Annotated in this window: 22 protein-coding genes and 1 pseudogene; 7 read left to right on the forward strand and 16 right to left on the reverse strand. The window is 58.9% G+C overall.

The features are described from left to right. Positions 1 to 2: 2 nt before the first annotated feature. From AB4P90_RS13815 to AB4P90_RS13830, 4 genes are all read right to left on the reverse strand, one after another. Positions 3 to 446, reverse strand: a complete 444-nt coding sequence (locus AB4P90_RS13815; protein WP_019820107.1) for a type II toxin-antitoxin system RatA family toxin — start codon at positions 444 to 446, stop codon at positions 3 to 5. A 15-nt stretch (positions 447 to 461) separates the two neighbouring features. Further along, positions 462 to 1,721 carry an aspartate aminotransferase family protein gene (locus AB4P90_RS13820; protein WP_073844791.1) on the reverse strand — a complete coding sequence of 420 codons (1,260 nt, stop codon included), beginning with the start codon at positions 1,719 to 1,721 and terminating at the stop codon, positions 462 to 464. Continuing rightward, entirely contained in the window at positions 1,718 to 2,734 is a 1,017-nt protein-coding gene (locus AB4P90_RS13825) for an SDR family oxidoreductase (RefSeq protein ID WP_395606010.1), read from the reverse strand. The genes AB4P90_RS13820 and AB4P90_RS13825 overlap by 4 nt, the downstream gene beginning before the upstream one ends. Positions 2,735 to 2,964: 230 nt before the next feature. Then, positions 2,965 to 3,693: a helix-turn-helix domain-containing protein gene (locus AB4P90_RS13830; protein ID WP_395606011.1), complete on the reverse strand. Its 729-nt coding sequence runs from the start codon at positions 3,691 to 3,693 to the stop codon at positions 2,965 to 2,967. A gap of 207 nt (positions 3,694 to 3,900) precedes the next feature. On the opposite strand from AB4P90_RS13830, the gene AB4P90_RS13835 reads away from it, so the two are divergent. From AB4P90_RS13835 to AB4P90_RS13845, 3 genes and pseudogenes are all read left to right on the forward strand, one after another. Then, positions 3,901 to 4,584, forward strand: coding sequence for a hypothetical protein (locus tag AB4P90_RS13835; RefSeq protein WP_395606012.1), 684 nt, complete (start codon positions 3,901 to 3,903; stop codon positions 4,582 to 4,584). Positions 4,585 to 4,748: 164 nt separating this feature from the next. Then, complete coding sequence (locus AB4P90_RS13840) at positions 4,749 to 5,438, forward strand: response regulator (RefSeq protein WP_395606013.1); 690 nt, start codon at positions 4,749 to 4,751, stop codon at positions 5,436 to 5,438. A 5-nt stretch (positions 5,439 to 5,443) separates the two neighbouring features. Beyond that, positions 5,444 to 6,329: pseudogene (locus AB4P90_RS13845) on the forward strand (sensor histidine kinase). On the opposite strand, the gene AB4P90_RS13850 reads toward AB4P90_RS13845, so the two are convergent. From AB4P90_RS13850 to AB4P90_RS13895, 10 genes are all read right to left on the reverse strand, one after another. Then, positions 6,310 to 7,155: a hypothetical protein gene (locus AB4P90_RS13850; protein WP_395606014.1), complete on the reverse strand. Its 846-nt coding sequence runs from the start codon at positions 7,153 to 7,155 to the stop codon at positions 6,310 to 6,312. The pseudogene AB4P90_RS13845 and the gene AB4P90_RS13850 sit on opposite strands and share 20 nt — an antisense overlap. A 5-nt stretch (positions 7,156 to 7,160) precedes the next feature. Next, positions 7,161 to 7,697, reverse strand: a complete 537-nt coding sequence (locus AB4P90_RS13855; protein ID WP_395606015.1) for a fimbrial protein — start codon at positions 7,695 to 7,697, stop codon at positions 7,161 to 7,163. Positions 7,698 to 7,706: 9 nt separating this feature from the next. Further along, entirely contained in the window at positions 7,707 to 8,210 is a 504-nt protein-coding gene (locus tag AB4P90_RS13860; protein WP_395606016.1) for a fimbrial protein, read from the reverse strand. Further along, the gene (locus AB4P90_RS13865) at positions 8,207 to 8,692 is read right to left on the reverse strand and encodes a fimbrial protein (protein WP_395606017.1); all 486 of its coding nucleotides are present in this window, start codon (positions 8,690 to 8,692) and stop codon (positions 8,207 to 8,209) included. Before AB4P90_RS13865 ends, AB4P90_RS13860 begins: the two co-directional genes overlap by 4 nt. Positions 8,693 to 8,702: 10 nt before the next feature. Beyond that, positions 8,703 to 9,275: a fimbrial protein gene (locus tag AB4P90_RS13870; protein WP_395606018.1), complete on the reverse strand. Its 573-nt coding sequence runs from the start codon at positions 9,273 to 9,275 to the stop codon at positions 8,703 to 8,705. 36 nt (positions 9,276 to 9,311) lie between these two features. Then, a complete protein-coding gene (locus tag AB4P90_RS13875; RefSeq protein WP_395606019.1) occupies positions 9,312 to 10,067 on the reverse strand; it encodes a fimbria/pilus periplasmic chaperone in 756 nt (251 codons plus the stop codon). Positions 10,068 to 10,091: 24 nt separating this feature from the next. Beyond that, complete coding sequence (locus tag AB4P90_RS13880) at positions 10,092 to 12,581, reverse strand: outer membrane usher protein (RefSeq protein WP_395606020.1); 2,490 nt, start codon at positions 12,579 to 12,581, stop codon at positions 10,092 to 10,094. Between the two features lie 44 nt (positions 12,582 to 12,625). Next, positions 12,626 to 13,198 (reverse strand): fimbrial protein, encoded by a 573-nt coding sequence (locus AB4P90_RS13885; protein WP_395606021.1) that lies wholly within the window; start codon positions 13,196 to 13,198, stop codon positions 12,626 to 12,628. Between the two features lie 36 nt (positions 13,199 to 13,234). Beyond that, positions 13,235 to 13,789, reverse strand: a complete 555-nt coding sequence (locus AB4P90_RS13890; RefSeq protein WP_395606022.1) for a fimbrial protein — start codon at positions 13,787 to 13,789, stop codon at positions 13,235 to 13,237. Between the two features lie 175 nt (positions 13,790 to 13,964). Continuing rightward, positions 13,965 to 14,591, reverse strand: a complete 627-nt coding sequence (locus tag AB4P90_RS13895; RefSeq protein ID WP_395606023.1) for a response regulator — start codon at positions 14,589 to 14,591, stop codon at positions 13,965 to 13,967. 205 nt (positions 14,592 to 14,796) lie between these two features. Between AB4P90_RS13895 and AB4P90_RS13900 the strand changes: the two genes are divergently transcribed. The 3 genes from AB4P90_RS13900 (at position 14,797) to AB4P90_RS13910 (ending at position 20,680) form a co-directional block, all read left to right on the forward strand. Continuing rightward, the gene (locus tag AB4P90_RS13900) at positions 14,797 to 16,008 is read left to right on the forward strand and encodes an EAL domain-containing protein (protein WP_395606024.1); all 1,212 of its coding nucleotides are present in this window, start codon (positions 14,797 to 14,799) and stop codon (positions 16,006 to 16,008) included. Positions 16,009 to 16,132: 124 nt separating this feature from the next. Beyond that, positions 16,133 to 19,783, forward strand: a complete 3,651-nt coding sequence (locus AB4P90_RS13905) for a transporter substrate-binding domain-containing protein (protein WP_395606025.1) — start codon at positions 16,133 to 16,135, stop codon at positions 19,781 to 19,783. 504 nt (positions 19,784 to 20,287) lie between these two features. Further along, positions 20,288 to 20,680 carry a hypothetical protein gene (locus AB4P90_RS13910; RefSeq protein ID WP_395606118.1) on the forward strand — a complete coding sequence of 131 codons (393 nt, stop codon included), beginning with the start codon at positions 20,288 to 20,290 and terminating at the stop codon, positions 20,678 to 20,680. A 355-nt stretch (positions 20,681 to 21,035) separates the two neighbouring features. Here the strand turns inward: AB4P90_RS13910 and AB4P90_RS13915 are convergent, their stop codons facing one another. Together AB4P90_RS13915 and AB4P90_RS13920 are read right to left on the reverse strand one after the other, a co-directional pair. Continuing rightward, complete coding sequence (locus tag AB4P90_RS13915) at positions 21,036 to 21,392, reverse strand: type II toxin-antitoxin system RelE/ParE family toxin (protein WP_102666174.1); 357 nt, start codon at positions 21,390 to 21,392, stop codon at positions 21,036 to 21,038. A 2-nt stretch (positions 21,393 to 21,394) separates the two neighbouring features. Further along, positions 21,395 to 21,685 carry a type II toxin-antitoxin system ParD family antitoxin gene (locus AB4P90_RS13920; RefSeq protein ID WP_032891975.1) on the reverse strand — a complete coding sequence of 97 codons (291 nt, stop codon included), beginning with the start codon at positions 21,683 to 21,685 and terminating at the stop codon, positions 21,395 to 21,397. Positions 21,686 to 21,987: 302 nt separating this feature from the next. On the opposite strand from AB4P90_RS13920, the gene AB4P90_RS13925 reads away from it, so the two are divergent. Next, positions 21,988 to 22,971 carry a 5'-nucleotidase gene (locus AB4P90_RS13925; protein ID WP_395606099.1) on the forward strand — a complete coding sequence of 328 codons (984 nt, stop codon included), beginning with the start codon at positions 21,988 to 21,990 and terminating at the stop codon, positions 22,969 to 22,971. The last annotated feature ends 87 nt before the right edge of the window (positions 22,972 to 23,058 follow it).

A 23,058-nucleotide genomic window follows, 5' to 3' on the forward strand; every position in this document is an offset into this window, starting at 1 on the left:
GTTCAGGCCTTCAAGTAGCTCGCCGGAAACAGGCCGGTGATGATCGAGTGGATGTTGTCCCGGATAGCTTGTTTAGCCACAGGGTCGAGCATGTCCGCGAGCATCGGCAGGCCCAGGTCGAAGCGTGATTTAAAGGTGATGATCGCGTCTTTGCCATCCGGCAAGACGTGCCAGGTGCCGGAGAAGTGATCGACGTCGCCGGCCATCTGCTCGAAATGAATCTCTCGGGTGTCGGCATTGAAGGTGTCACGCTCCTGCCACTTGAGAATGCCGCTGTGGAAGTTGACCTCCCAGGACGTGAACGACACCTGGTCGCTGACCTTGTTGATGCTGATATTGCGCACCGATTCGCAGAGCTCGACGTAGTTGCTGAAATCGCTGATCACCGCAAATACTTCATCAGCGCAGGCATGGGGGATATGGGCCTGCACGTTGACTTCTTGCATGGGGGAAAACTCCATTCAAAGGGATGGCATCGAAGTGGTCAGCGCCTGGGCGAAGCCTTCGATCAGCCAGTTGCAATCCTGGGCCGTCAGCAGTGGCGACGGCGTGAGCCTTAGCACCCGATGATCATTGAGCGAGTGGCACACAATGATGCGTTGCTCGATCAGGGCCATGACCATGTTGGCGGCGATTGAGGCCTCGGCGAATTCAAAGCCCAGCAGCAAGCCCGCGCTGCGCAGTTGCACGCGTTCGGCCAAGCCCTGTTGCTGCAACAGCGCGCTGAAGCGGGCGTGCAGGTCCTGGCCGAGCAGGCGGGCACGCGTGACCAGGTCTTCTTGCACCATCACTTGCAGCGTGGCCTGCACAGCCGCCATGGCCAGCGGGTTGGCGCCGAAGGTCGAGGTATGGACCGTAGGGTTGCGATTGAACGGCGCATAGATCTCGGCGCGGGCCACCATGGCGCTCACCGGTACGCAGCCGCCGGACAGGCTTTTACCCACCAGCATGATGTCGGGCACCACCTGTTCCTGATCGCAGCCCCACCAATAGCCGGTGCGACCCAGGCCAGACTGGATTTCGTCGATAATCAACACGGCGCCATATTGATCGCACAGTTCGCGCACGCGCCTGAGGTAGCCGGATGGCGGCAGGATCACCCCAGCTTCGGCCTGGATCGGTTCGAGGATCACACAGGCCTTGTCCGGCGATGCGCGCAGTTGCTGCTCCAGCGCGACGCTGTCGCCAAACGGCACGAACTCGCTGTTGCTGAGCAACCCGCTGAAAGGCTCTCGGTAGCTCTCGCGGCCAGTGACCGCAAGGGCGCCGAGGGTCTTGCCGTGGAAGCCTCCGAGCGTCGACAGCGTGCGGCGGCAACCGTTGAGGCGGGCGAGTTTCAAGCCGGCTTCGGTGGCCTCGGCGCCCGAGTTGCAAAAGAACACATAGTCAAGGTCACCCGGGCACAGTGCCGCCAGAGCGTGGGCAGCAAAGGCCTGTTGTGGGTTGAGCAACAACTTGCTGGCCAAAGCGTTTTGCTGCAGTTGCCGAGTAACCGCTTCCACGACGACCGGGTGGCCGTGCCCGAGGAAAAACACGCCATAGCCGCCTGCATCCAGGTATTGGCGGCCTTGCTCGTCGTAGATGTAGACGCCACGGCTGGACTGCTCGATTGGCAGGTTCATCAGCGACGCGAGGCGTGCGTAGCCTGAGTTGACGTGCTGGCGCAGGTATTGGTCGACCTGTGCGGCGTCGAGAGTAGGTTCGATAACAGTGTGGTTCATGCCACGCTCGCTTCTGTGGGCGTTGTCACCGGCTGCTTGAGCATGCGCGTCAGAGCCCCCAGCTTGGGCGCCAGGTGGTTGAGCGAGAGCAGCAACTCACGGCTGACATCGCGTTGGCTGAATGCCGGCTCGCCGAGTAACTGCGGCAATGAAGTGGGCAGTGGCGTGCGCAGGCAGGCATAGCGGCACAACTGGGTGGCACGGGTCAGGGCGGCCTGGATATTGCCGCTCAGCGCCGGTAGAAATACCGGGCGGATCAACCGTTCATAAATGTCCGGCGCCATGCAGCGTGGCCGTGTGAAGGGTTGTTTCTGGATGTCCATGGACTGGCACATCAGGTCCAGCAGACCCGTCAGATCCAGGGCCTGCGGGCCGCTTGTGAGAAAATAATCGTCGCCGATCAAACGCTGGTGCAGCGCGTTGGCGATCGCTCGCGCCGCGACGTCACGGGCGATCAGGTCGACATAGCCAGCAGGCGGGCAGGGCACGATGGGCAGCACGCCAGACATCATCAGCCCCATGGTCATATGGAAACCCTGGAAGTTGGGCATATGCCCGGTGCTGGCGTCGCCAATAATGATGGACGGACGAAAGATCGACACGTCGATGCCGGCCGAGCGCACCAGGGTTTCGGCCTGGCGCTTGGCGACTTCGTAAGGCGTTTCTGCTTGTACGCCTTCGTAATAGTCGCAGGGGTGAGTAAAGGCGGTGCTGATGTGATACAGCGGCACCTTGGCGTGCTGCACAAAGGCCACGACGTTTTCGGTGCCGAGGTAGTTCACCGAAAAGATCTGGTCGATATCACCGTCCAGGCGCGTCACCGCCGCGGCGTGGATCACCCAGTCGACACGCTCAACCAGCGCCGCATAAACGTCGCTGGCCAAGCCCAGGTCAGCGCTGCAAATATCACCCTTGAGCACTTCCACTCGGGGATCGCGGATACGGCTTTTGCGCGCCAGGCAGACCAAGTGAAAGTCCTCTGCCAGGCAGTCGATCAGTGACTCACCGAGCACCCCTGAGCCTCCAGTGAGAAGGACGGTTAATTTTTGCTGTGCTGACATGTAGGGCGCATCCTGCGGATTCATCGAAAGAATTCATGGTGCGTTTCGCCGAATCGCAGGCACAGGTGCCCCGGGCGAACACTCTTCTATTCACTTTCGGTGGCGCTGAGGTGCTCTGGGAGCCGGTGCTCAGCGCTTAACGTGGTCGCGAATAAGATGCGATTGATATTGGCGTTTTGATATCAGCGCGTCTTGAACGAAACGCTTGTCTTACGCAAAACCTCGGCGGCGGTGCGCGGCGTCATGCCAATCATGCGGCGCATCATGCGAGCCAGATGCGCCTGGTCGGAGAAGCCGCCGTCGGCAGCGGCGTCCGACAACGTCGACCCACCGGCGAGGGATTTGGAGGCGCGCTCCAATTTGTTCCAGATGATCCATTGGGAGAGGGAAACACCCATCTGGTGGGTGGCGACGCAGCGCAAGCGCGGGCTGGACAACCCCACCGCTTGGGCTGCGCGACTGACGCAACCAGGGCCGTCGCGGTCAAGGCGCAAAATATTCAGCGCTTTGTAGAGCCTGTGGTCGATCGGCGTGGTAATTGCCAGCAGCCGCGAGAGGGCGTCGACAAAGTGCGACAGGGACGTGCTCCGGCGAAAACACTCCAGCAGTTCGTCACTGGCCAGGGCGATGCCATCGTCTTGCAGCAACGCATTGAGCGCACGGCCCAACGCCGTGTCCGGGCTGACATACAAAAATGCCACCGGATGACTTTCGGCCACGGCACGGTGTTCGACGTTGGGACCGATGATCACGCCTGCCGCACGGATCACCTTTCCCGGCAGCTCCAGGGTGGCGGGTTGGCCTACGCCGATGCACAGTTGGATGGCGACATGGGAGTGAGCAGTGTTTTGATCGGCACGGCCAATGTAACCGGCCCATGAGTCGCCAAAAGTAACGCTGCCATCCCACATTTGAAGTCTTCCTTGACGTGTTGGGTGAGTGTTCGACGCGTGCAGGGTAGGCCTGCGCGGGTCTGGATTCAAGCGTGGGTTACCGACATAACGCCGCACGCATGCCGGACTTTCGACGCTTAGAGGCTATCGGGTCGCCAAAGGAGCCCGCTTTGCTCTGCAAAAACACCTTGTCCCTGGGTGAGCGGTGAATTGGGCATGGGGTCAATGGCTGGCGTCGATCAGGATTTTCGCAAGGCCCGTGCCTTGTTCGTAGAGTCCGTCAAGATTAAACCGGCCACCAATGTGCTGCTGGGTGAGATGGCCGAACGCGGCGAGGGTGAACCCGTGGACTATGCCAAGGCGCGCCATTTCTATCGCCTGTCTGGCAACAATGCCGTGCTGGAGTGGGGGCGTTTAATGGAAGAAGGCAAGGGTGGCCCGCAAGATTTGCCTGGCGCCTTGGCACTTTATCTGGGCGCAGTCCAGTACTGTGGCGACGAAGTGTGGCAAGCCATGAACCGTCTGCGCCTGGCGGGACAACCGCTGACTGAAGACCAAATGCAACGTTATCAGCAAATCTGGCTGAAGGGTTTTCTCAAACTGCAGACTCGGCGGCTGGCTGTCCGGGAAGTGTTTGAAGCGGTCAATGTCACGGGCGAGAAGAAAAGCGTGCGGCTGTCCTATCGCTTCACGTCATACAGCGGTACGCCGAAAGTAATGATGCTCGCAGGTTCGGGGGACGCGAATGTCGACGCATGGGTCATGAAGGCCGCGTCGCAAATCACAATGGGCAACGCCGCGCCGCTGACCGACAGTTCGGGCGTGCTGGAGGTCGTGTCGCCGCTGGTCTTTGCGCCTCAAGACGCCCAGCGCATGATGGGGTTATGCGGTAGAAAGCCTTGCGGTTGACCGGGTTATTGAACTCGCGCAACTAAAAACTATTCAGTGCGTTAGCTCCCCCGACATGGAGATATCCGGGGCGGGATCAACTGCTTCCCAGACTTCTCGGTGCACCACGCCATCGAATGGGAATGGATGAGCCTCCAGGGGCTGTGAAATCAAGAGGCTTCTTTGTGTCAGCAAAACGTATCCTCATCGTCGAAGACGACGCCGACAGCGCCAACATTCTCGAAGCCTACTTGCTCCGGGATGGCTATGAGGTGGCCCTGGCCGAAGATGACCAGCGCGGTCTGGACCTGCACAAAGGCTGGCAGCCTGACCTGATCCTGCTCGACTTGATGCTGCCGCGCTTGAGTGGCACCGAGGTGTTGTCGGCCGCGTGCCGCAGTAGTGACACGCCGGTGATCATGGTCACGGCCATGGGCGACGAACCGGAAAAGCTCGGTGCCTTGCGTTATGGCGCGGACGACTATGTGGTCAAGCCCTACAGCCCGCGCGAAGTGCTGGCGCGGGTGCACGCGGTGTTGCGGCGCACCACCGGCAACCAACCGGTCGAACACCTGCTGCGCCATGAAAACCTGCGGGTGGACCTTGTTGCGTTTACCGCGGCCATTGAGCAGGGCGAAGCACCCCCGCAATGGCTGGACCTGACCCCAACGAAATTCAAGCTGCTGGTGACGTTGTTCAAGACGCCGTCCAAGGCCTTCACCCGTGATGAGTTGCTGGAAATCTGCCTGCCGGAAAGCGAAGCCCTGGCACGCGTCGTCGACACCCACGTGCACAACCTGCGCCGCAAGCTGGAAAACCACGGCATCACCGGCGTTCTGGTCACGGTGCGCTCCATTGGCTATCGATTCAGGTAACGCACATGCTTGAGCAACCGCGGGTCAACGACAAACCCATGTGGCGCTGGATCGGCCGGCGTAAGAGCCTGCTGGCGATCGGCGCGGTGGTGGTGATCTCGGTGTGCATGTGGATCAACGTCACACTGTCGGACTGGTATTTTGTGCAGCATCTGCCGCCGGGGCCGCGTTAGGAGCTGCTGGCGTTACGCGTCGAGCACGAACTGCGCACACCCTTGAACGCCGCCATGGGTCGCGTGCAGGGTATGCTCGATGAGGTATTCCCCAGCGATGCCACACAGTTGGGCATGGTCAAGCGTCAGCTCGATCAACTGAGAAAACTGGTGGATGACTTGCACCTGTTGTCGATGGCTCGTGCCGGCCGGCCGGCTGGTGCTGGAGTGCAGCGAGTCTTCTCTGGCGGCCCTGGTGGCAGAGCGGCTTGCGTGGTTCCAGCCGCAATTGGATGAGGCCGGCGTGCGTACGCAGGTCAGTATTACCGATGGGGTTCGTCTCCAGGCTGATCGCGATCGTTTGGGCCAGGTACTCAACATTCTGCTGGATAACCTGGTGCGCTATGCGGCCGGGGGAGGCCAGCTGAATATTACGGCGCGCCGGCTTCACGGTTTGGTGGTGATTGAGGTCGGTGACCGAGGGCCGGGTATCGAAGCGCAACACCTGTACAGCGTGTTTGATCGTTTCTGGCGGGCAGAGCGCTCCCGAGCGCGTTACTCGGGTGGCAGCGGGCTAGGCTTGTCCATCGCCCGCGCGATCTGCCAGGCCCATGGCGGGGCCATTACTGCAAGCAACCTGGCGGAGGGTGGGACGCTGATCAGGGCGCAGTTTCCGGTGTCCTCGCTGCAGTCGCCCGGCAATCCGTATCCATCGGCCCTCAAGGCGGTGAAATGGTGATGACCGTAGAGCCGGAAAAGCTGCCCGGGGCAACAGTGCCGTGCGTGATCAGGGTTGACGTGATGTCGACGAGAGTGGCCTGGTTGTCGCCGACCGGTAGGTATATGCCATAGCTGGCGTCCCTGCCGTTGACGGTGATCCTGGAGTAAAGACTGCCGTCGCTTCTGAGTTTTACGCCAAAGTAGTCTGTGGGTGTGGCCGTGACAGTGACGCTGGACTGACCCTTGCACATTACCTTCAACTGAAGCGAGGCCGTTGCACCATCAAGTTGGGTGTCAGGCAGATTCTTGTGATCAATGGTGTTATCGCCGCTGATCTCGCACTGCAACATGGGCGTCATAATCCGTGCGCAGGGGCCGAAGAGGTTGATAATACCACCTATCGCGGCCCCGATGGTTGACGCGCTGAAGCTGATACACATGTCACTGCTGGCAGTGCTTTGTTTGCCTACTAGAATCGATCCTTTGAACGGCATCGAAAAACCATAGCCGTTGAGAGTCGTAAGCATGTCGCCCATTGTGGCTTTGCCACGGCCAATCGGTACTCTCCATTCGTATCCTTTCCCTGTTGTCTGCGCAGTGGTGGGGTTCAGGCGCATGGCGAGTGCAACAACGCAAGTGGAGATCCCCGGGTTTTCGCTCCTGCACTGGCTGGGCGCGGGATCAGAAGTCGACCAATTCTCTACGGTGAAGTAATAGCGGATGCCAGATGACTCATAGCGGCTTTCAGTAGAGGTGATAGTTATGGCGCCTGCCTGACCCGTCACGGCGCACAACAGCACGCAAGACACCAGGCAGTGGCGCAGGGCGATCAACAAACAGTTCATGGCGATTACTCGTAACTCAAGGCAAAGGTAAGGGATGCATCAAAGGCGCCCAGGCCGAGGGTGCGCTTGGCCAGGGCCTCGGGCTCGCCTTGCAGGTAGGCGTTGAAGCTGACCAGGTTGTCGCCGCTGGCAAGCACCTTCATGGGGTGAGTCTTGTTCAGCGGCAAGGCGTCGCCGCTGGTGCTTTCCAAACCCACCAGCAGGCCGTGGACCGTGGCGCTCTGTAGCATCAATAGCCCGGGCAGCTCGGTACTTTCGGCGCTGCTGCTGAAGGTGATGCTGACCATCCGCTTGCCGACTTCCAGGTCGCAGTTGCGCAGGTGCAAATTGATCGGGCGCCCGCGTGTTCTGCCGTTCAGGTAGAGGTCCTTGTCGATGACTGTAGTGAAGTCCAACTCCACGTTCTCGTCCTCCACCGCCAGCACGCAGGGTTCATCCACCAGGACGCCGGAGAAGTGCAGGTTGTCCTCTGCTGCCTGCGCCGCGGACCACCAAACGGCGGTAGCGACCCAAACGCTGAGGGTCATGGCCCATTTGCTCATAGAGGTTCCTTAGTTGAGTTCGGCCATCAATAACGCCGAAGCGGTGAATTCGATGCTGCGCAACGCCGCGCCGGCGTGTTTCACCGGCACGGCTTCCAGCGTCGGGAGCGCCGCGGTGTTGAAGTCAATGTCCCTGGGTTCGCCGGGAATCAGCGCAGTGCCACCGAGCAATACCTTGATACCCAGGTCAAGCTCCGAGGTCTTCAGGGCGGTGGGATCGAAATGGGCGTACGCCCCTTTGAGGGTCAGGCGCATATGCCAGGTGACAGGCGCGTTGCTGGCACCGGGGCATTCGATCTGGTAAGGAATTGCCTGGCGATAGCGTTCGCCATCAATCCGGCTGATCGCGATATTGCCTTTGAAACGCACCTCCAGCCGTCCGCCCTGATCGCTGACCTGGCACACAGGAGGCGCCAGCAAGGTGCCGGAAAATTGCAGGTTGTCTGCGCCCAGACACGGCAGCGCCAAGGTCGCCACGCACAGGGTTGCCAGCCAACGATCAAACTGTCTCATCGGTAGTCCACCATCAAGGTTGCGCCTGCGCTGAAACTGCCGGCCTTGACTTCACCAGCGTTGCCCTTGACCAGGACGGCCTGCAGCAGCGGCTGCTTGTCGGTATCGAAGTCGCTCCAGGTATTGATCGCCAGCGGCGTGCCGTCTTTCGTGAGGGCGATCCCCAGGTTGTCAAACCCTTGCACCTGCAGTGACGCGGGATCGAACCCTGCGCTGTTACCGCGAACCTGCATCTGTAGCTCACGGGACGCCGACCGCGCGCAATCGAGCGTGTAGTTCAAGGTGATGGTTTTGTAATGACCGTCGATAGCGGCGATCAGCACGTCGCCAAAAGCGGCCGTAATGGGTTTGTTGTCATTGATCACGCAGGGGATCGCGGCATACACGACACCCTTGATCGTCACCACCTTCGGTTCAACAGCCTGTACAGACCCTGCACAGGTGAGCAGCGTGGCCAGAAGAACCCTGCACATACGCGTCATGCTGCAATCCTCAGTCATACGCCAGGTTTACATTCAGGCTGGCGTGAAAGCTGCCCGGGCGCAAAGGCGCTGCCGTGCGTTGCGGGCGGATGTAATAAGTCAGGTGGTTGTCGCCCGGCGAGACGAACCAGGCCGGGGCTTCACGCCCCAGATGCACGTCGTTGCCCTGTACATCGAGCAGGCGCAGACCGAAACCTTCTGCACCGCTGACCTTGATCAACTCGGGGCTGTCGGCGTCGGCCACGGCGCTGAAGGTCAGGGTGGCGACGGGCTCGATCGCGCTCCACACCAGCACACCATGGGCTTGGTCCCGTCGACCGCCTTCGCTGCGCATGCACCCCTGTAACTTGAGTTGCAGCGCCAGGGGGGCGCCCTGATCGCCGATGCGTGCCATCCGGACGGTGCTCAAATCGCCCATCTGCAAGGTCTGGTAGGCCGAGACTGGGTCCAGGTAGCAAGCGCTTTCAAGCAAGGTACCGGTGACCTGGATTTCGGCGGTCTGCGCGAGCCCATCCGCGGCTTGCGCCAGGATTGAAGCGCCGCACAGCAACACGCCGAGGCAACTGCGGATTGCAAACTTCATCGTTTCCACTCACGTGAGTACGTCATGGCTTTGGGGTCAGCGTTGACTGGTGACGGGCTTGGCGGTGCAGGTGTCTGCACGGCAGTGAAATTGCAACTGTGGTCTGCCGCCGTAGTCGTTGACGTAGGTCAGCACGGGCTTGTCGCCCAACGCCTTGGCGCTTACGCCCAGGTCGACCTGGGCCTTGGGGGCAATCATTAATGGCTTGAAGTCGCTGGTGCTGGCCGATTCCAAAGATTTCGTAGCGTCGATCAGCGTGACAAAGTACGGGGTAGGGTTATTGGCCAGGTAGCGGTCGCCCTGGCGGGTCAGGGTCAGCGCTTCCTGCCACGGCGTCTGGTTTGCTCCGGTTTTTGCGGCAATGGCCGCGGGCCGGTAGAACAGCTTTACACGGGTTTGCAGGGCGATCTGCAAGGTGTTCGGTTTATCGCTGCGCGGCGGAATTTCGCGCAGGTTGAAATAGAACAGCGATTCGCGATCCTGGGCCAAAAGGCTCAGCTCGGGCAGGCCCTGGATTTTAATCTGGCTGGTGGCGCCGGCTTCCAGACGCTGAATGGGCGGTAATACCACCAGCGGGCTGGTGATCTTTTCGGCTTGCTCGTTTTCGATCCAGGCCTGGGCCAGGTAGGGCAGTTGGGCATTCTGGTTACTGATGCCGAGGCTGACCGATTTTTCGCCACCAGGGAAAACCACTCGGGTGCGATCCAGCGATACCGCGGCCTGGCTCAAGGGCGCCGCGCAGGCGCTCAGCAGGGCGAGCAAGGGCAGGGTGTTGCGTGTTAAACGGGTCATACGTGGGCGTACCTGTGCAATGGGTTAAACGGCGGTTTCGTCCGCTGCGGGGATGGGCTGGCAAAGCAGCTCCAGTGGTTGGTCGGGTGAAACGACCTGCTCGGGGAGGGTGAATGTGCACTGGGCGCGGCCATCCCAATGCAGCGACATGCGTTCACCCGGCTTCATGCCGCTCAAGTATGTCGAGCCTTCCTCACCCACGATGCCGGTGGCCTGGCCCAGAGGGTTCTGGGCATTCGCGCCAAACGGCGGGGCGCTGCGGTCGGCCATGCGAATCACGACCATGGCCTTGCTGCCGGCGATGACATCGAAGCGGCGATAGCCGATGGCGCCTTCCGTCAGGGTCGCCTGGGTGGTGGACTGGGTGGCTTCGACATCGTCCGGCAGGCTGTCCAGTTCGATGCTTGCGTAGTTGCGGTAGTAGCTGTTGACGTCGGTGATCACCGCCTTGCCAAAGCGGTTGGTACGGGTGGTGCCGCCATTGCCGCGCACCGGTACATCCGCCACGCCCTGGGTATCCACCAGAAGACGAGTGCCGCCCATGACGTTGCTGCGGTGCAAGGCGGCGCCTTCGCCCGTCAACGTCGCGCCACCTTGCAACGATAGGCCGGCCGAGGTGTATTGCGCAGCCTGGTAGCTGGCGCTGGCCACTAACTGCGCCTGGTCGCCGTCATGGGCGATAAAACCGCTGGCCGTCTCGCCGCTGGAGGCTTTGCCGGCACTGAGCATGTAGTGGTTACGCTCATCGAGCCGGTCGTAATAACTCACGCTGTGGGTGCTTTCACCACGACTGACGGAGGAGCTGTAGCTGATCGAGCCGGTGCCGTCCCATGGAATACTGACCGACAAGTAGGCACCGTCATCGGATGTGCCGTTGGCCTGGTTCTGGTAGGCGGTCAATGACAGGCTGAGGTTTTTCAAACGGCCCACATCGAAGTAGCGTGACAGCGACAGGCTGTAGCGATCGCTGGCGCGGCTGTTCCAGTAGGTCTGGTGGTTGTAGTTGAAGTAGACGCTGAGGTCGGATCCGCGAAACTGTTTGCTCAGGCTTGCGGTATACAATTCCTTGCTCTGGTTCAGCGGCAGGGCACCACGCCGGGTTTCGATGAATTCGTTCATGCTCATGTAGTTCTTCTCGGAGAAGCGATAGCCGGCGAATGTCACCTGGCTGTCGTACTCGTCGAAGCGCTTGGAGTAACTGGCACGGTAGGATTTGCCGCTCAACGTGTCCTGGCCCGGCAATGTGGCCCTGGACTGGGTGACATCCACTGACAGCGCACCCAACTGCATCAGATCGCGGCCTACGCCGACGGCCAGGGAGCCATAATCCTTGGCACCCAGCCCCCCGCCATACAGTGACCAGCCATTGCTCACGCCCCAGGAAAACTCACCTGTGGCGAAGGCCGGGCTATTGCGCTGGTGGTCCCAGTCCGAAGGTTTGCCGACGGCCAGCTTGTAGCGCACCGTACCGGGACGAGTCAGGTAGGGAATGCTTGCGGTGTCGACCTGAAATTCCTGAACACTGCCGCCCTGTTCTTCGACGCGCACGTCCAGCTGGCCACTGACCGCGTTGTTGAGGTCCTGGATACGGAAGGCGCCCTGGGGCACCTGGGTGTCGTAGAGCACGCGGCCCTGTTGGCGAATCACCACCCGTGCGTTGCTGCGCGCCACGCCAGTGACTTCGGGAGCGTAACCCCTGAGGTTGGGTGGCAGCATATTATCGTTGCTGCTCAGGTTGGCGCCGGTATAGCGAAAACTGCCGAACAGGTTCGAATCCAGATAGTCCTCGCCCAGTATCAGGTTTGAACGCAACGAGGGCACCGCTCGCAGCGCATACAGGCGGCTCCAGGCAAACTGTGGTTGGGAGGGTTGGTCGCCACTGCGTTGCAGCTGGGTTTGCCAGTCGCCGCGCAGGCGCCAGGCACCCAGGTTGATCCCTGCGGTACCGTTGCCGCTCAGGTTGTCAGTGCGCCCTTGGCCACGCTGACGCTGGGTGGTCTGGGCGTTGAAGTTGTAATCCAGCAATACCCCCGAAACGCCTTCGTCCCAGCGCGAAGGTGGGTCCCAGTTGGGTGCTGTGTATTCCAGTTGATCCTGGGGAATACTCAAGTACAGGCCGGAACTGCTCAGGTCAGCACGCGCCTGCATACCGGCCACACTGTTGAGATCCAGGCAAGCGCCGTCGTGCCACCAGGTCAGGGCGTCGAGCACCGGTTGTTTCAAGCCCAACTGCTTGACCAGCGCCGGCGACAGGCAGGCCAGGCTGCTCTTGGTATCGTTCGGCGCCGGCATGAATGCGATGGGAAATTCCACCAACGTATCGCGATTGACGTGTACCAGCAGGTTGTACTCGCCAGGCATGATGAAATTGGCCGAGGCAAATACGCCCAGGTCCAGGTTCTGGCGATCCTTGAGGTCCAGTACATCCGTATTGAATTGGAATTCTTCGGCTGCACTTGCCCACGTCGCAACGCAGCACAATGCAGTGGCAGCCAGTACCTTTGCGTGATCCACGTGACTAAATCCTTGAGTGACACAGCACGAAGCGTGTCTGCAGTTCAGAAGTGCTGAATGCTCAGCTTGATCGTGGCGTGATAGTCGCCCGCTTCCAGCGCATGCCCGGTTCCGACCAGGGTCAGTGAGTAACTGAGCATCAGCAGATCGCTGGATGCGAAGTTGTGCTCAAGCAACATGCCGGGGGACACCGACTTGCCTTCCTTGTCCTTTATCTGCAGTGCGACGCCATGGGCGCTGCCTTGCATACTGAAGTACTGGCCTTCACCGTCACCTTCGAAGGTCAGTTTGAAACGCTTTGACGGATCGGAGTTACGCTGCGCAGTTGAAGCCAGGCAATCACCGATATAGAGCTTCAGCGATTGTTGAGAGGCGTTATTGCCATGTATCAATCCATTGAGTGCCGTGGGTTTGAAGGTGACTGTTTGACTGTCGCTGCTCATGGATAAAGTGCAGGCGCTGTCAACAATACTTCCGGTCAATTGCACCCGACCCTCGAGCGCATTACTGGTCGACGGCTCGGTTGCACAAGCGGGTTGACCCAGGGCGCAAAGCATCACCAACACTGCGGTTGTGCGGGTCATCCAAACCTCCGCAAGCTCCCCGGGAGCGCGCATGGGTGCGCACTCCGGGGGCCTGAGTGACGATGCGTGTTATTGGTAATCGAGGGTGAAGTTGGCGAAGGTCTCGAAGCTGCCCGGAACAACCGCTGCCGCAACTGCTTCGCCACCGCCTGCAGGGGCGCTCATGTCACCTTGCAGGTAAGCGTTGAACAGCAGGTAGTTATTGCCGTCAGCCAAGGTTTGGGCGGCCGATTCAGTGCCCAGGTCAAGCAGTTCGCCGTTGTGGTCGGCAATGGCGAGGCTTGCACCTTTAGCGCTGCCTTTGAGGGCGAGCAACTTGGGGTTGGAGGCAGGCGAACCGGTGAATTTGGCGGTTGCGGACTTCAATGTGCCCATGTCGCAGCCCAGCAGCTCAATCTTGAAGGGGGTCAGTTGGGATTTGCCGCCGTTCTTCAGGGCGACGTTGGCAACCTGGTCCATCTCGACCGTCTGGTACTGCGAGTTCTGGGCGATAGAGCAGGGTGCGTCGATGATCGAGCCTTTGAAGGTGATGGTGCCGTGCCCCTTGTCTGCCGCCACGCTCACAGCCGAAGTTGCTGCGAGGGTGATTGCCATGATCGCGCCAGCCAACGTACTTACTTTCATTTTCTTACTCCTGATTAGATGTTCAAGTCTTGGAAGTGGACTTAACGAAACGCTCTTTCAGCTCTGGCCTCTGTGTGCCGTTGAGCTGGAGCGAGTCTAGGAGTGAGAGGGGTGAAAGGGAGTGGGACGTTGCCTACGTATCCATCGGACGTTTCCTACGTTTGCTGCAACGGTATCAAGAGGTCAAGGCGTTGCGCTTGGCAAATTCGGCCAGATCCACCAGGGAAGTGGCGCCCAACTTTTGCAGCAGGCGGGTTTTATAAGTACTGATGGTCTTGTTGCTGAGAAACAGCATGTCGCTGATCTGTTTATTGGAATAACCCTGCGCCAGGTATTGCAGCACCGTGACTTCTCGATCGGTCAATGAATGTATCTGCTCAAGTTCAGTCAATTGTTCTGCCGAATTGACACTGTCAAAGGTAAGTGCCGGAAAAAACGTATAACCGGCGTCCACCGCCTTGATGGCCGTCACCAGGCTGGACAGGTCTTCTTCCTTGTTGACGAAACCACGGGCGCCCAGCTGGATACAGCGTCGGCACGCGGCGTCCGCAGGCTGAGACGTCAGTATGAGGATCTCGCTGCGAACATTCAGCGCCTTGATACGGGTGATAACGCTGAAACCATCGAGTTTTGGGATGCCGATATCAAGAATAACCACTTGGGGGGTCAGCTCGCGAACCAGTCGAACGGCATCCAGCCCGTTGTCGGCTTCACCTACCACCCGCATTCCGTGCTTTTCCAGGACCACTTTGACGGCGAGCCGAATCACCGGGTGATCGTCGACTATAAGGACACTGTGCATAGTTTTAATTAACCTTCAGAACGCGTGTATTACCGGGGGGTATAAGCAGATGTGTAAAAGATTAACACCATCTGCAGGTTAGGGTAGGGATGCGTAACCGGATAGTCCGGCTTCGGAAATTTCTCTTTTGATGTAGGAAATTTCTCATAGAGGTGTCAGAGCCGGCTCTTCCACACTGGTCCTCCCCTTTGTGTGTAGAACTGCGATGCAAGACTTGATTGTGCTGGTGTTGGAGGACGAGCCCTTCCAGCGCCTGGTGACTGTGACTGCATTGGAAAAAAACCTGGCGCAGCCCATTCTGCAAGCGGCGGATGGCGAGGAAGCCGTGGCCATCCTGGCAGCCAGCAGTCATGTGGACATCCTCCTCTGTGATCTGAAAATGTCGGGCATGGATGGCCTGGCTTTCCTGCGTCATGCCAGTAGCAGCGGCAAGGTGCGTGCAGTGGTGTTGTGCAGCGAGCTGGACGCGGTGCTGCGCCAAACCGCCATATCGATGATCCATTGCCTGGGACTGAACTTGCTCGGGGACCTGGGCAAGCCCTTTAACCTGGGTGACTTCAGCCAGTTGGTCAAACGCTACCGTGCACAGGACAGCGTCGTGCCCAAGCTGTTGGAGCCTGCGGAGTTGGCAAGCTTTGCGCAGGTGCAACGCGCCCTGAACAACGGCGAATTTGAAGCCTATTACCAGCCTAAGGTCACCCTGCAAGGGCAACGCTTGGTGGGCGCCGAAGTGCTCGCGCGCTGGGCGCACCCGCAGTGGGGCGTGCTGGCCCCCGCGCACTTTCTGCCGGTGATGGAGGCGCATGGCCTGATTGACCAGATGTTCTGGCAGTTGTTCGAACAGGGCCTCGCACTGCGCCAGCGTTTGATGTCACAGGGCGTGACGATTGAACTGGCATTCAACCTGCACCCGGCACAGTTAGCGTGTGGCAAGCTCACGGAAAAAATCCCCGAGCTGCTCAAGCGTTACCAGGTGCCTGCGCACAGCGTCATGTTTGAAATTACCGAGTCCGGCCTGATCAGCGTACCTGCCAGCAGCCTGGAAAACCTGGCGCGCCTGCGCATGCTTGGATGCGGCCTGGCGATGGACGACTTCGGCGCCGGTTATTCGTCACTGGGGCGGCTCAGCGATTTGCCGTTCAATCAGATTAAGCTTGATCGCGCCTTCGTTCTTCAGATGCAAAACCGGCCTCGAAGCACCGCGATCATCAGCTGCGCGGTGGCCCTGGCAAAGGCGCTGGAGATGTCGCTGGTTATTGAGGGGGTGGAAACCGCCGAGCAACAGGCGTGTCTGATTGAGTTGGGAGGCACCGTGGCACAAGGCTTCTTGTTTGCCCGACCCATGCCCGAAAGTCACTTTATCGCGTACTGCACGCACCAGGCCGTTCGAGAAGGCGCGACCCTGGCCGATGGATGACTGCCGGGAAATCAACGGCTTTGAACTATCATGCCTACCATCCCCACTTAACACATTGAGTGCCTGCGCAGCTGCACCTGCCAGCGTTTTTCCAGTGCGCCCACACTTTCGGTCCTGATTTCCCATGCTTTTACGTTATTTCTGGTTGCCCTTATGCCTGTCGCTGATCAGCACCCACATTGGGGCTGTATCGCTGCCGTTGGCGCCGCAGGTGCTGTCCAGCCAACTGCGCATCGACCGTCACGACATCGAGATTTCAACTGAGGACTGGCACTGGCTCAGGCACAAGACCGAGCTTCGGGTGGGCATTTCAGCCGACGAGTCGGCGCCGTTTTCCGTGAACGCAGAGGACCATCAGTACGAAGGCATCAGTGCTGATGTAACGGCGTTGGTGGCGCAGTTGCTGGGCGTGAAAGTCAAGATTGTGCCCTTTGCCAGCGCCCGTGACGCCGAGCAGGCGGTGCAAGCAGGCAGTGTAGATATGATCAGCAGCCATGGGGCGATGTCGCCAAACAAGAACCTGATCTTCAGTGCGCCTTATGCGCGTGATCGGCTGGCGTTGTTCAAGCGCAGCGCCGAGCCGCGCTATTCACCGACCGATCTGGTGGGGTTGCGCGTGGCGGTCACCGAGGAGCACAGCGGCGAACTGATCAGGCGTTTTCCGCGCGCCGACTTCAGGGTTTACAGCGATCATGACAAAGCCATCGCTGCCGCGGCATTCGGTCAAGCCGATGTCTACGTCGACGACTTGTACAGTGCTTACTATCGCATCAACCGCGCGTTTTATGGCTTCGTGCGCTATGAGCGTTTTATCGACTTGCCTGTTGGTGGCTATAGCTATGCCATGCGCGTCGACAACACGCAGTTGCAGCGGCTGGTCAACGTTGCAATCAAGGCCATCGGCGAAGATCAGTTGATCAACCTGGCCAAGCGCTGGGTCGGTAACAGCTTCATCCCCAGCGAAGAACCTATCGACCTGACTTCGGAGCAGCGGCGCTGGATAGAACGTCACCCGGTCGTGCGCCTGGTGATCAACGATGACCTGGCGCCCGGGGCGTACTTTGATGCCAACGGGGTTTTTTCGGGCGGGGTGGCCGATCTGCTGGAAGTCATCACGCTTAGCACCGGGTTGAATTTTCAGGTCGTGGTCAATAGCGGTAGTTACCCGCAGATCATTCAGGCACTGCAAAACGGCGAGGCTGAGCTGGCGCTGATGACGGCAAGCCCCGAGCGTGAGGAACTCCTGCGTTTTTCCAGGCCGCTGGTGGGCGGCCCTTTTGTACTGCTGAGCAATCTGGACCAGCAAGGCAAGCTGGGCAACCTGGCGGACAAACGCGTGACCATACCTGCCGGCCATGTGGCGTTGACGCAATTGCGCAAGCACTACCCTGAGGCCATCGTGATCGAGGTGGGCGGCTCGCTGGATGCGATGAACAAGGTGTATCAAGGCGAGGCGGACGCAGCGGTGGTGTCACTGCCGGCGGCACGCTATTACATTGAACGTCTGTTCCGAGAGAAGCTGGCCATCAACCAGGCACTGGATGTAGGGCCTGCGAACCTCAATTTTGCCCTGCGCCGTAGCGATGCGGAGCTGCAATCGATTATCGACAAAGTTCTGCAAAGCATCTCGCCGGATGAGTTCAACGCGATCTCCAATCGCTGGCGCTCGCCGCCCGGCATGAGCGGCCAGACGTGGGTCGACTATCAACGAGTGATTATCGAAGTGGTTGCCGGTGCTGCGCTGCTGTTATTGCTGTCGTTGATCTGGGTGGTTTATTTGCGACGCCAGATCCACGCCAGGCTCAAAGCCGAGCGCATGTTGAACGACCAGCTGCAGTTCGTGGAAACCCTCACTGATTGCATGCCGCCTGCGCTCTACGTGCGCGATATCAACGGGCGTATGTTGTCTTGCAACCGCAGCTACCTGAGCAGCACGGGGCTGCGTGCCGAGCAGGTGCTGAACAAAACCGTCAGCGAGTTGCCCAGCGAATGCTTCGAGGCCATCCCCGACCTGCATCGCCAGTACCTGCAAGCCATGAGTGAAGGCCAGACGCTGGAGTCGGTGCATGCCATCGTGCTGCAAGGTCGCGAAGTCTGGATCAATCACTGGGTACAACCTTTCCAGGATTCGCAGGGTGTCACCAAAGGCGTGATCTGCGGCTGGATGGATATCACCGAGCATCGCCAACTGGTAGATCAGCTGCAGGAAGCCAAAAACCTGGCCGACGAAGCCAGCCGGGCCAAGACCCATTTCCTCGCGACCATGAGCCATGAGATTCGCACGCCCATGAACGCGGTGATCGGCATTCTTGAACTGGCGCTCAAGCGTGTCGACAGCGAACCCATCAACCGGGCCAACATTGAAATTGCCCATGTTTCAGCCAAAAGCCTGTTGGAGCTGATTGGCGACATTCTTGATATTGCGCGTATTGAATCCGGACGTCTGAGCCTCTCGCCCAAGCGCTCCAACCTGCGTGAGCTGGTTGAGTCAGTTGCGCGCGTATTTGAAGGGTTGGCGCGACAGAAACGCCTGAACCTGCTGCTGGACATTGAATCGAGCATCAGTTGCGATGTGCTGGTCGATGCTCTGCGCTTCAAGCAGATCCTGTCCAACCTGGTCAGCAACGCGATCAAGTTCACGGAGGAGGGCACGGTCAAAATCAGTATTGCGGGAGTATTGAGCGACGACAAGCTGCTGAGTGTCAGGCTCGGGGTCGAAGACACCGGTGTAGGTATCAGCGCCGCCGACCAGGCGCGACTGTTCCGTCCATTTGTCCAGGTGCAGCGTAATGTGCAGAGCGGTGAAGGCACTGGCCTGGGCCTGGTGATCTGTCGATCACTGTGCGAAATGATGGGCGGCCGGGTTGGCATGAGCAGTGAGCTTGGTCGTGGCACGCGTGTGGATGTTGAGTTGCGCCTGCAAGTACTGGAGCGTATCAGTGCAATCCAGCCGGCCGCGATACCGCCACCCCGGCAGCGTTATCGACTGCAGGTGTTGGTGGTGGATGATCATCAGATCAATCGGCAAGTGCTGCGTCAGCAACTGGCCTTTCTGGGGCACGATGTGCGCGAGGCGGCCGATGGCGAGTCGGCGCTGGCAGTGTGGCGTGAGCAAGCGTTCGACGTGGTCATCACCGACTGCCACATGCCTGTCATGAGTGGCATCGCCCTGGCCCAGGCGATTCGCCGGATCGAAACCGAACAGACGATCGAACCCACCGTCATCCTTGGCCTCACGGCCGATGCCCAGCCGGAAGAAATCGAGCTGTGCATCCAGGCGGGCATGAACGACTGCCTGATCAAACCGATTGGTCTGGATGAGCTGGACACGCGGTTGATGGCCTATCAGCACAGTCACCACAGCGAGGAAGAAGCTACGCTACCGACGGCGCAGCAATTGATCGCAGCGCCCGAACCAGCCCGTCTGCTGGACCTTGGCCCGCTGGAACTGCTGATCAGTAGCGAACCGGTAAAATTCCGCCAGATTCTGAATGAGTTGATCAACAACAATCGCAAGGATCGCCAGCGCCTCGGCGCGTTATTACAGGTGGGGGATACCGACAAGCTGATCGAACTGGCCCACCGGATCAAGGGCGCTGCCCGTGTGGTTAAAGGTGAGCAACTGGTGGAGCGGTGCCGGGCCCTGGAGGTTGCCGGTGCAGGTCCCGATGTCTCGGGCATTGCTCTTGGCGCAAGCGTGGCCGGGGTCGAAGACGCGATAGATGATCTTGAGCAGGCGTTGTTGAGTTTTCAGCAGGGTGGGGCGGAGGGCTGAACGGTGCTCCTGCCGGTTTTGGTGCGCTCAAGGGATCCGGGGCGGCGTCTGTTTGCCGATAGACGCACCAGTGCGTCATTAGTATGTGGCTAGATTCCTGATTAGTTTAGGTAGGCGAAGGACAGGCCTAATTAGAGAGTCGAGATGTTTTAAAGATATGAAGTCGAACGATGATGAGTCGTCAGTATTTGGGGGGCGTTAATGGGGTGTTTTGCTCGGAAATTTCCTACACAAATTCTGCTTAGGGTTTGCTACGCGCTATATAACGACAGTATGTCGTTGGTTGTGCTACTGCCATCAATGTTGGGGGCGTCTGAGCCAGTTTAATATAGATCTCGATTGGCGAGAGTGCGCGTACCCAGTGTCTTAAATGATTTCGGCAAAGGCTCGGAGAGGTAGGGTTGTGCGCTGGGAGATGATCGATGCCGTGTGCCGGGCAGGGGGCGGTGTGTGGCCTCCCAGGGTGTCGGCACGCCTGGATATATTGGGTTGGCTGTTCGGCCAATGGCAGAGATACTGCGCAGCCTGGAAGTCCCACGCTCGGCGTTAGCCGCTCTGGCCAGCATGGACAAAAAGTTGGAGGGGCTGGCACGGCTGTTGGTTAGCCAGAGGCATGAGCCTCCGGTCATGCTGCAAGCGTTACGTCAGCAGCTCGGTGGATTGATGCAGCGCTTGGCGCGTCGTACCCAACCGGATGGGCGACCGCCAGTCACCAGCCCAACGCCGGCGTTGACGCCTTCAGTGCCCGTGGTGATTGTGCCAATTGAACCGTCGCCTGAGAGGACTCCTGAATGCCTACCTGCGGGTGCGCTTGTGCGTAAGCGCACCCTGTTCTGGTGGCTGCTGGGAGTGGGCGCGGTCATTGCCCTGACGTGTGGGGGCTGGTGGTGGGTATAGCCGGTATCCACCGTTCTTCTTTTCGTGTTTGAACCCGTAATAAACAAGTACACCCTCAAGAGCAATTGAGCCCGTGCGTACACTGCCCCGAGCGCACCCAGCATTCGGTGGGATGAAGACAGTTCAAGCACGATAGGATCTGGTCTTATCGGACTTAATGGAATTCCATTACAGGCTATCGGGATCCCCAAAAAACATTTGACTAGGCCCTGGGACAATATTTTCAGGTCGATAACACGTTTGTTTGCCCCCACTTTTGCCCCCATTCATACCGAGTGTGCGAGTGATCGCAAGTGGCGATCTCCGACGGACTTCGCTATTCCTGGCCAGTTAAGCCGTTGGGCCAGGTCGCTGATCAGTCGTTAGGCAAGTGCAACTGCACTTCCATGGCGTCATGAAGGAGTCTGACGACCTCGATCACGTCGTCGTTTGTCACACGATAGAACACGATATGGCGTGGGCTTTTGACTGTTCCATGGGGGTGTTTGGTCTGCTGGCGTGAATAGATGAGGTGATAGCTGCGAAGGCCCGGTGCAAGTTCATCGCGGTCGTGGCTGCCAATGGGATAAGGCGTGTCGGCAAGCGCTTGCAGCGCCGCGAGGATCAGCGCCTGGTAGCGCTGGCGTGCTTGATCGCCGAACTGCGTCTGGGAGAGCCTAAGGATGTCGACAATGTCGGCACGAGCCGCGTTGGAGATCCTATACTGCGGCATGCTCAGTGTTTCTCTCTCGCTGGGAGGGTTGCCTCCAGGCTCAAGCTCTCGAGGTAGTGCTCCAGATCACCCTCGTTCACCTGAGTAAAGCGCCCGTGCTCAAGATCCATGATGCCGATCGAGGTCGCCTGACGCAGTGCCTCAATTTTGGCGGTGTCTTCGGCGACGCGCTGCTCCAATAAACGTAAACCTTCTCGCATCACTTCGCTGGCATTCTGATAACGGCCGGACTGCACCAAGTCATGGATAACCTGTTCCTGGTGAGGGGTGAGCACAACGTTTCGCGTCGCCATAACTAGCTCCAGTTCTGTGCAAACAGGTACTTTTGATGTTGGCATATTATGCCAATTTCGCTCAGGAGAATAGCTTGGGGCCGACATCCGGCGATCAGGTGACGGCTGACTCGGCGCCAATCAGCAAGGTTCAAAGTCATCCTTCCATAATGAAAGCAACCGGCAGATTGATTTGAAGATTGATATGCCTGACTGTGCGTGGGAGGAGGCGTGCGATGTGTGCTTCTCGATCCGCCCTGAAATCGATCGGCATGTTCGATGCCCATCAATATTTGCGTTTAGAGGCATCAAGAGAGGTTCCAATGCCCTACGAGTTAGAAAATCGCCTAGTGATCGGCGTCGCTTCCAGCGCTGTGTTTGATTTGCTGGCATCGGACGCAGTGTTTCAGAGTCAGGGGGAGGAGGAATACCGCAAGTTTCAGCAAAAAAATCTTCACGTCCCGCTTCCTAAGGGGATAGCGTTCCCCTTCATCAAGCGCTTGCTGTCAGTGAATGACCTGAGCGTCGATCCTACGGATCCGCTCGTCGAGGTGATACTTCTTTCGCGCAATGATCCCGACACTGGGCTGCGCGTACTGAAGACTATCGAGCACTACGGGCTTGGGATGACAAGGGCGATTTTCATGCAGGGAAAATCTCCTTATGAATACATACCAGCACTGAATATCGCTTTATTTTTGTCGGGTGACAAAAAAGACGTGGAAGCGGCTATCAGGGCCGGGTATCCGGCTGGCCAAGTTCTCGATTCAAAATTTGAAGACGACGAGACTGATAAAACCCTACGCATCGCATTCGACTTTGACGGCGTGCTCGCTGGCGATGAGTCCGAAACAATCATGCAGGCCTCTGGATTGTCTGAATTCCATGCGCACGAAGTGACGAATGTCATGCAGCCCCATAACCCTGGGCCGCTGAAGGAATTCATGGTGCGGATATCCAAAATCCAGTCGGTCGAGGAGAAGCACAAAAAGCTCAATCCTGAATACGAAAACCGCATACGCGTCTCGATCGTCACAGCCCGCAATGCTCCGTCTCATGAGCGTGCGATGAATACACTCAAGAGTTGGGGGGTCATGGCCAATGACGCATTCTTCCTAGGCGGCATCGAGAAAGGAAAAATTTTAGGTGTATTGAAACCACACATCTTTTTCGATGACCAATCAGGGCACCTTAGATCGACTAGCGCAGTTGCTCCATCCGTGCACATTCCTTTCGGTATCACCAACAATGTCGCTACTGTGGATGCGCTAGAGCCTGAAGCGGATCAGGTCCAGCAGGTGGTGTAACACGGTGGCTTGAGCGCGTAGTGCCACAGGAATTCGTATCGGTTCTGTGCTTGAACTGGCCTAATGATCCCGGACACCTCTTACGGG

The sequence above is a fragment of the Pseudomonas sp. B16120 genome, from assembly GCF_044218845.1.
GTDB lineage: Bacteria > Pseudomonadota > Gammaproteobacteria > Pseudomonadales > Pseudomonadaceae > Aquipseudomonas > Aquipseudomonas paracarnis.

What these genes read in the sequence shown, in the direction of transcription:
- AB4P90_RS13890 (WP_395606022.1), bottom strand. Translation starts at nt 13,789, where the DNA reads ATGAAAGTAAGTACGTTGGCTGGCGCGATCATGGCAATCACCCTCGCA.
- AB4P90_RS13860 (WP_395606016.1), bottom strand. Translation starts at nt 8,210, where the DNA reads ATGAGACAGTTTGATCGTTGGCTGGCAACCCTGTGCGTGGCGACCTTG.
- AB4P90_RS13900 (WP_395606024.1), top strand. Translation starts at nt 14,797, where the DNA reads ATGCAAGACTTGATTGTGCTGGTGTTGGAGGACGAGCCCTTCCAGCGC.
- AB4P90_RS13910 (WP_395606118.1), top strand. Translation starts at nt 20,288, where the DNA reads ATGGCAGAGATACTGCGCAGCCTGGAAGTCCCACGCTCGGCGTTAGCC.
- AB4P90_RS13885 (WP_395606021.1), bottom strand. Translation starts at nt 13,198, where the DNA reads ATGCGCGCTCCCGGGGAGCTTGCGGAGGTTTGGATGACCCGCACAACC.
- AB4P90_RS13895 (WP_395606023.1), bottom strand. Translation starts at nt 14,591, where the DNA reads ATGCACAGTGTCCTTATAGTCGACGATCACCCGGTGATTCGGCTCGCC.
- AB4P90_RS13820 (WP_073844791.1), bottom strand. Translation starts at nt 1,721, where the DNA reads ATGAACCACACTGTTATCGAACCTACTCTCGACGCCGCACAGGTCGAC.
- AB4P90_RS13855 (WP_395606015.1), bottom strand. Translation starts at nt 7,697, where the DNA reads ATGAGCAAATGGGCCATGACCCTCAGCGTTTGGGTCGCTACCGCCGTT.
- AB4P90_RS13815 (WP_019820107.1), bottom strand. Translation starts at nt 446, where the DNA reads ATGCAAGAAGTCAACGTGCAGGCCCATATCCCCCATGCCTGCGCTGAT.
- AB4P90_RS13875 (WP_395606019.1), bottom strand. Translation starts at nt 10,067, where the DNA reads ATGACCCGTTTAACACGCAACACCCTGCCCTTGCTCGCCCTGCTGAGC.
- AB4P90_RS13850 (WP_395606014.1), bottom strand. Translation starts at nt 7,155, where the DNA reads ATGAACTGTTTGTTGATCGCCCTGCGCCACTGCCTGGTGTCTTGCGTG.
- AB4P90_RS13830 (WP_395606011.1), bottom strand. Translation starts at nt 3,693, where the DNA reads ATGTGGGATGGCAGCGTTACTTTTGGCGACTCATGGGCCGGTTACATT.
- AB4P90_RS13870 (WP_395606018.1), bottom strand. Translation starts at nt 9,275, where the DNA reads ATGAAGTTTGCAATCCGCAGTTGCCTCGGCGTGTTGCTGTGCGGCGCT.
- AB4P90_RS13835 (WP_395606012.1), top strand. Translation starts at nt 3,901, where the DNA reads ATGGCTGGCGTCGATCAGGATTTTCGCAAGGCCCGTGCCTTGTTCGTA.
- AB4P90_RS13905 (WP_395606025.1), top strand. Translation starts at nt 16,133, where the DNA reads ATGCTTTTACGTTATTTCTGGTTGCCCTTATGCCTGTCGCTGATCAGC.
- AB4P90_RS13865 (WP_395606017.1), bottom strand. Translation starts at nt 8,692, where the DNA reads ATGACGCGTATGTGCAGGGTTCTTCTGGCCACGCTGCTCACCTGTGCA.
- AB4P90_RS13915 (WP_102666174.1), bottom strand. Translation starts at nt 21,392, where the DNA reads ATGCCGCAGTATAGGATCTCCAACGCGGCTCGTGCCGACATTGTCGAC.
- AB4P90_RS13925 (WP_395606099.1), top strand. Translation starts at nt 21,988, where the DNA reads ATGCCCTACGAGTTAGAAAATCGCCTAGTGATCGGCGTCGCTTCCAGC.
- AB4P90_RS13920 (WP_032891975.1), bottom strand. Translation starts at nt 21,685, where the DNA reads ATGGCGACGCGAAACGTTGTGCTCACCCCTCACCAGGAACAGGTTATC.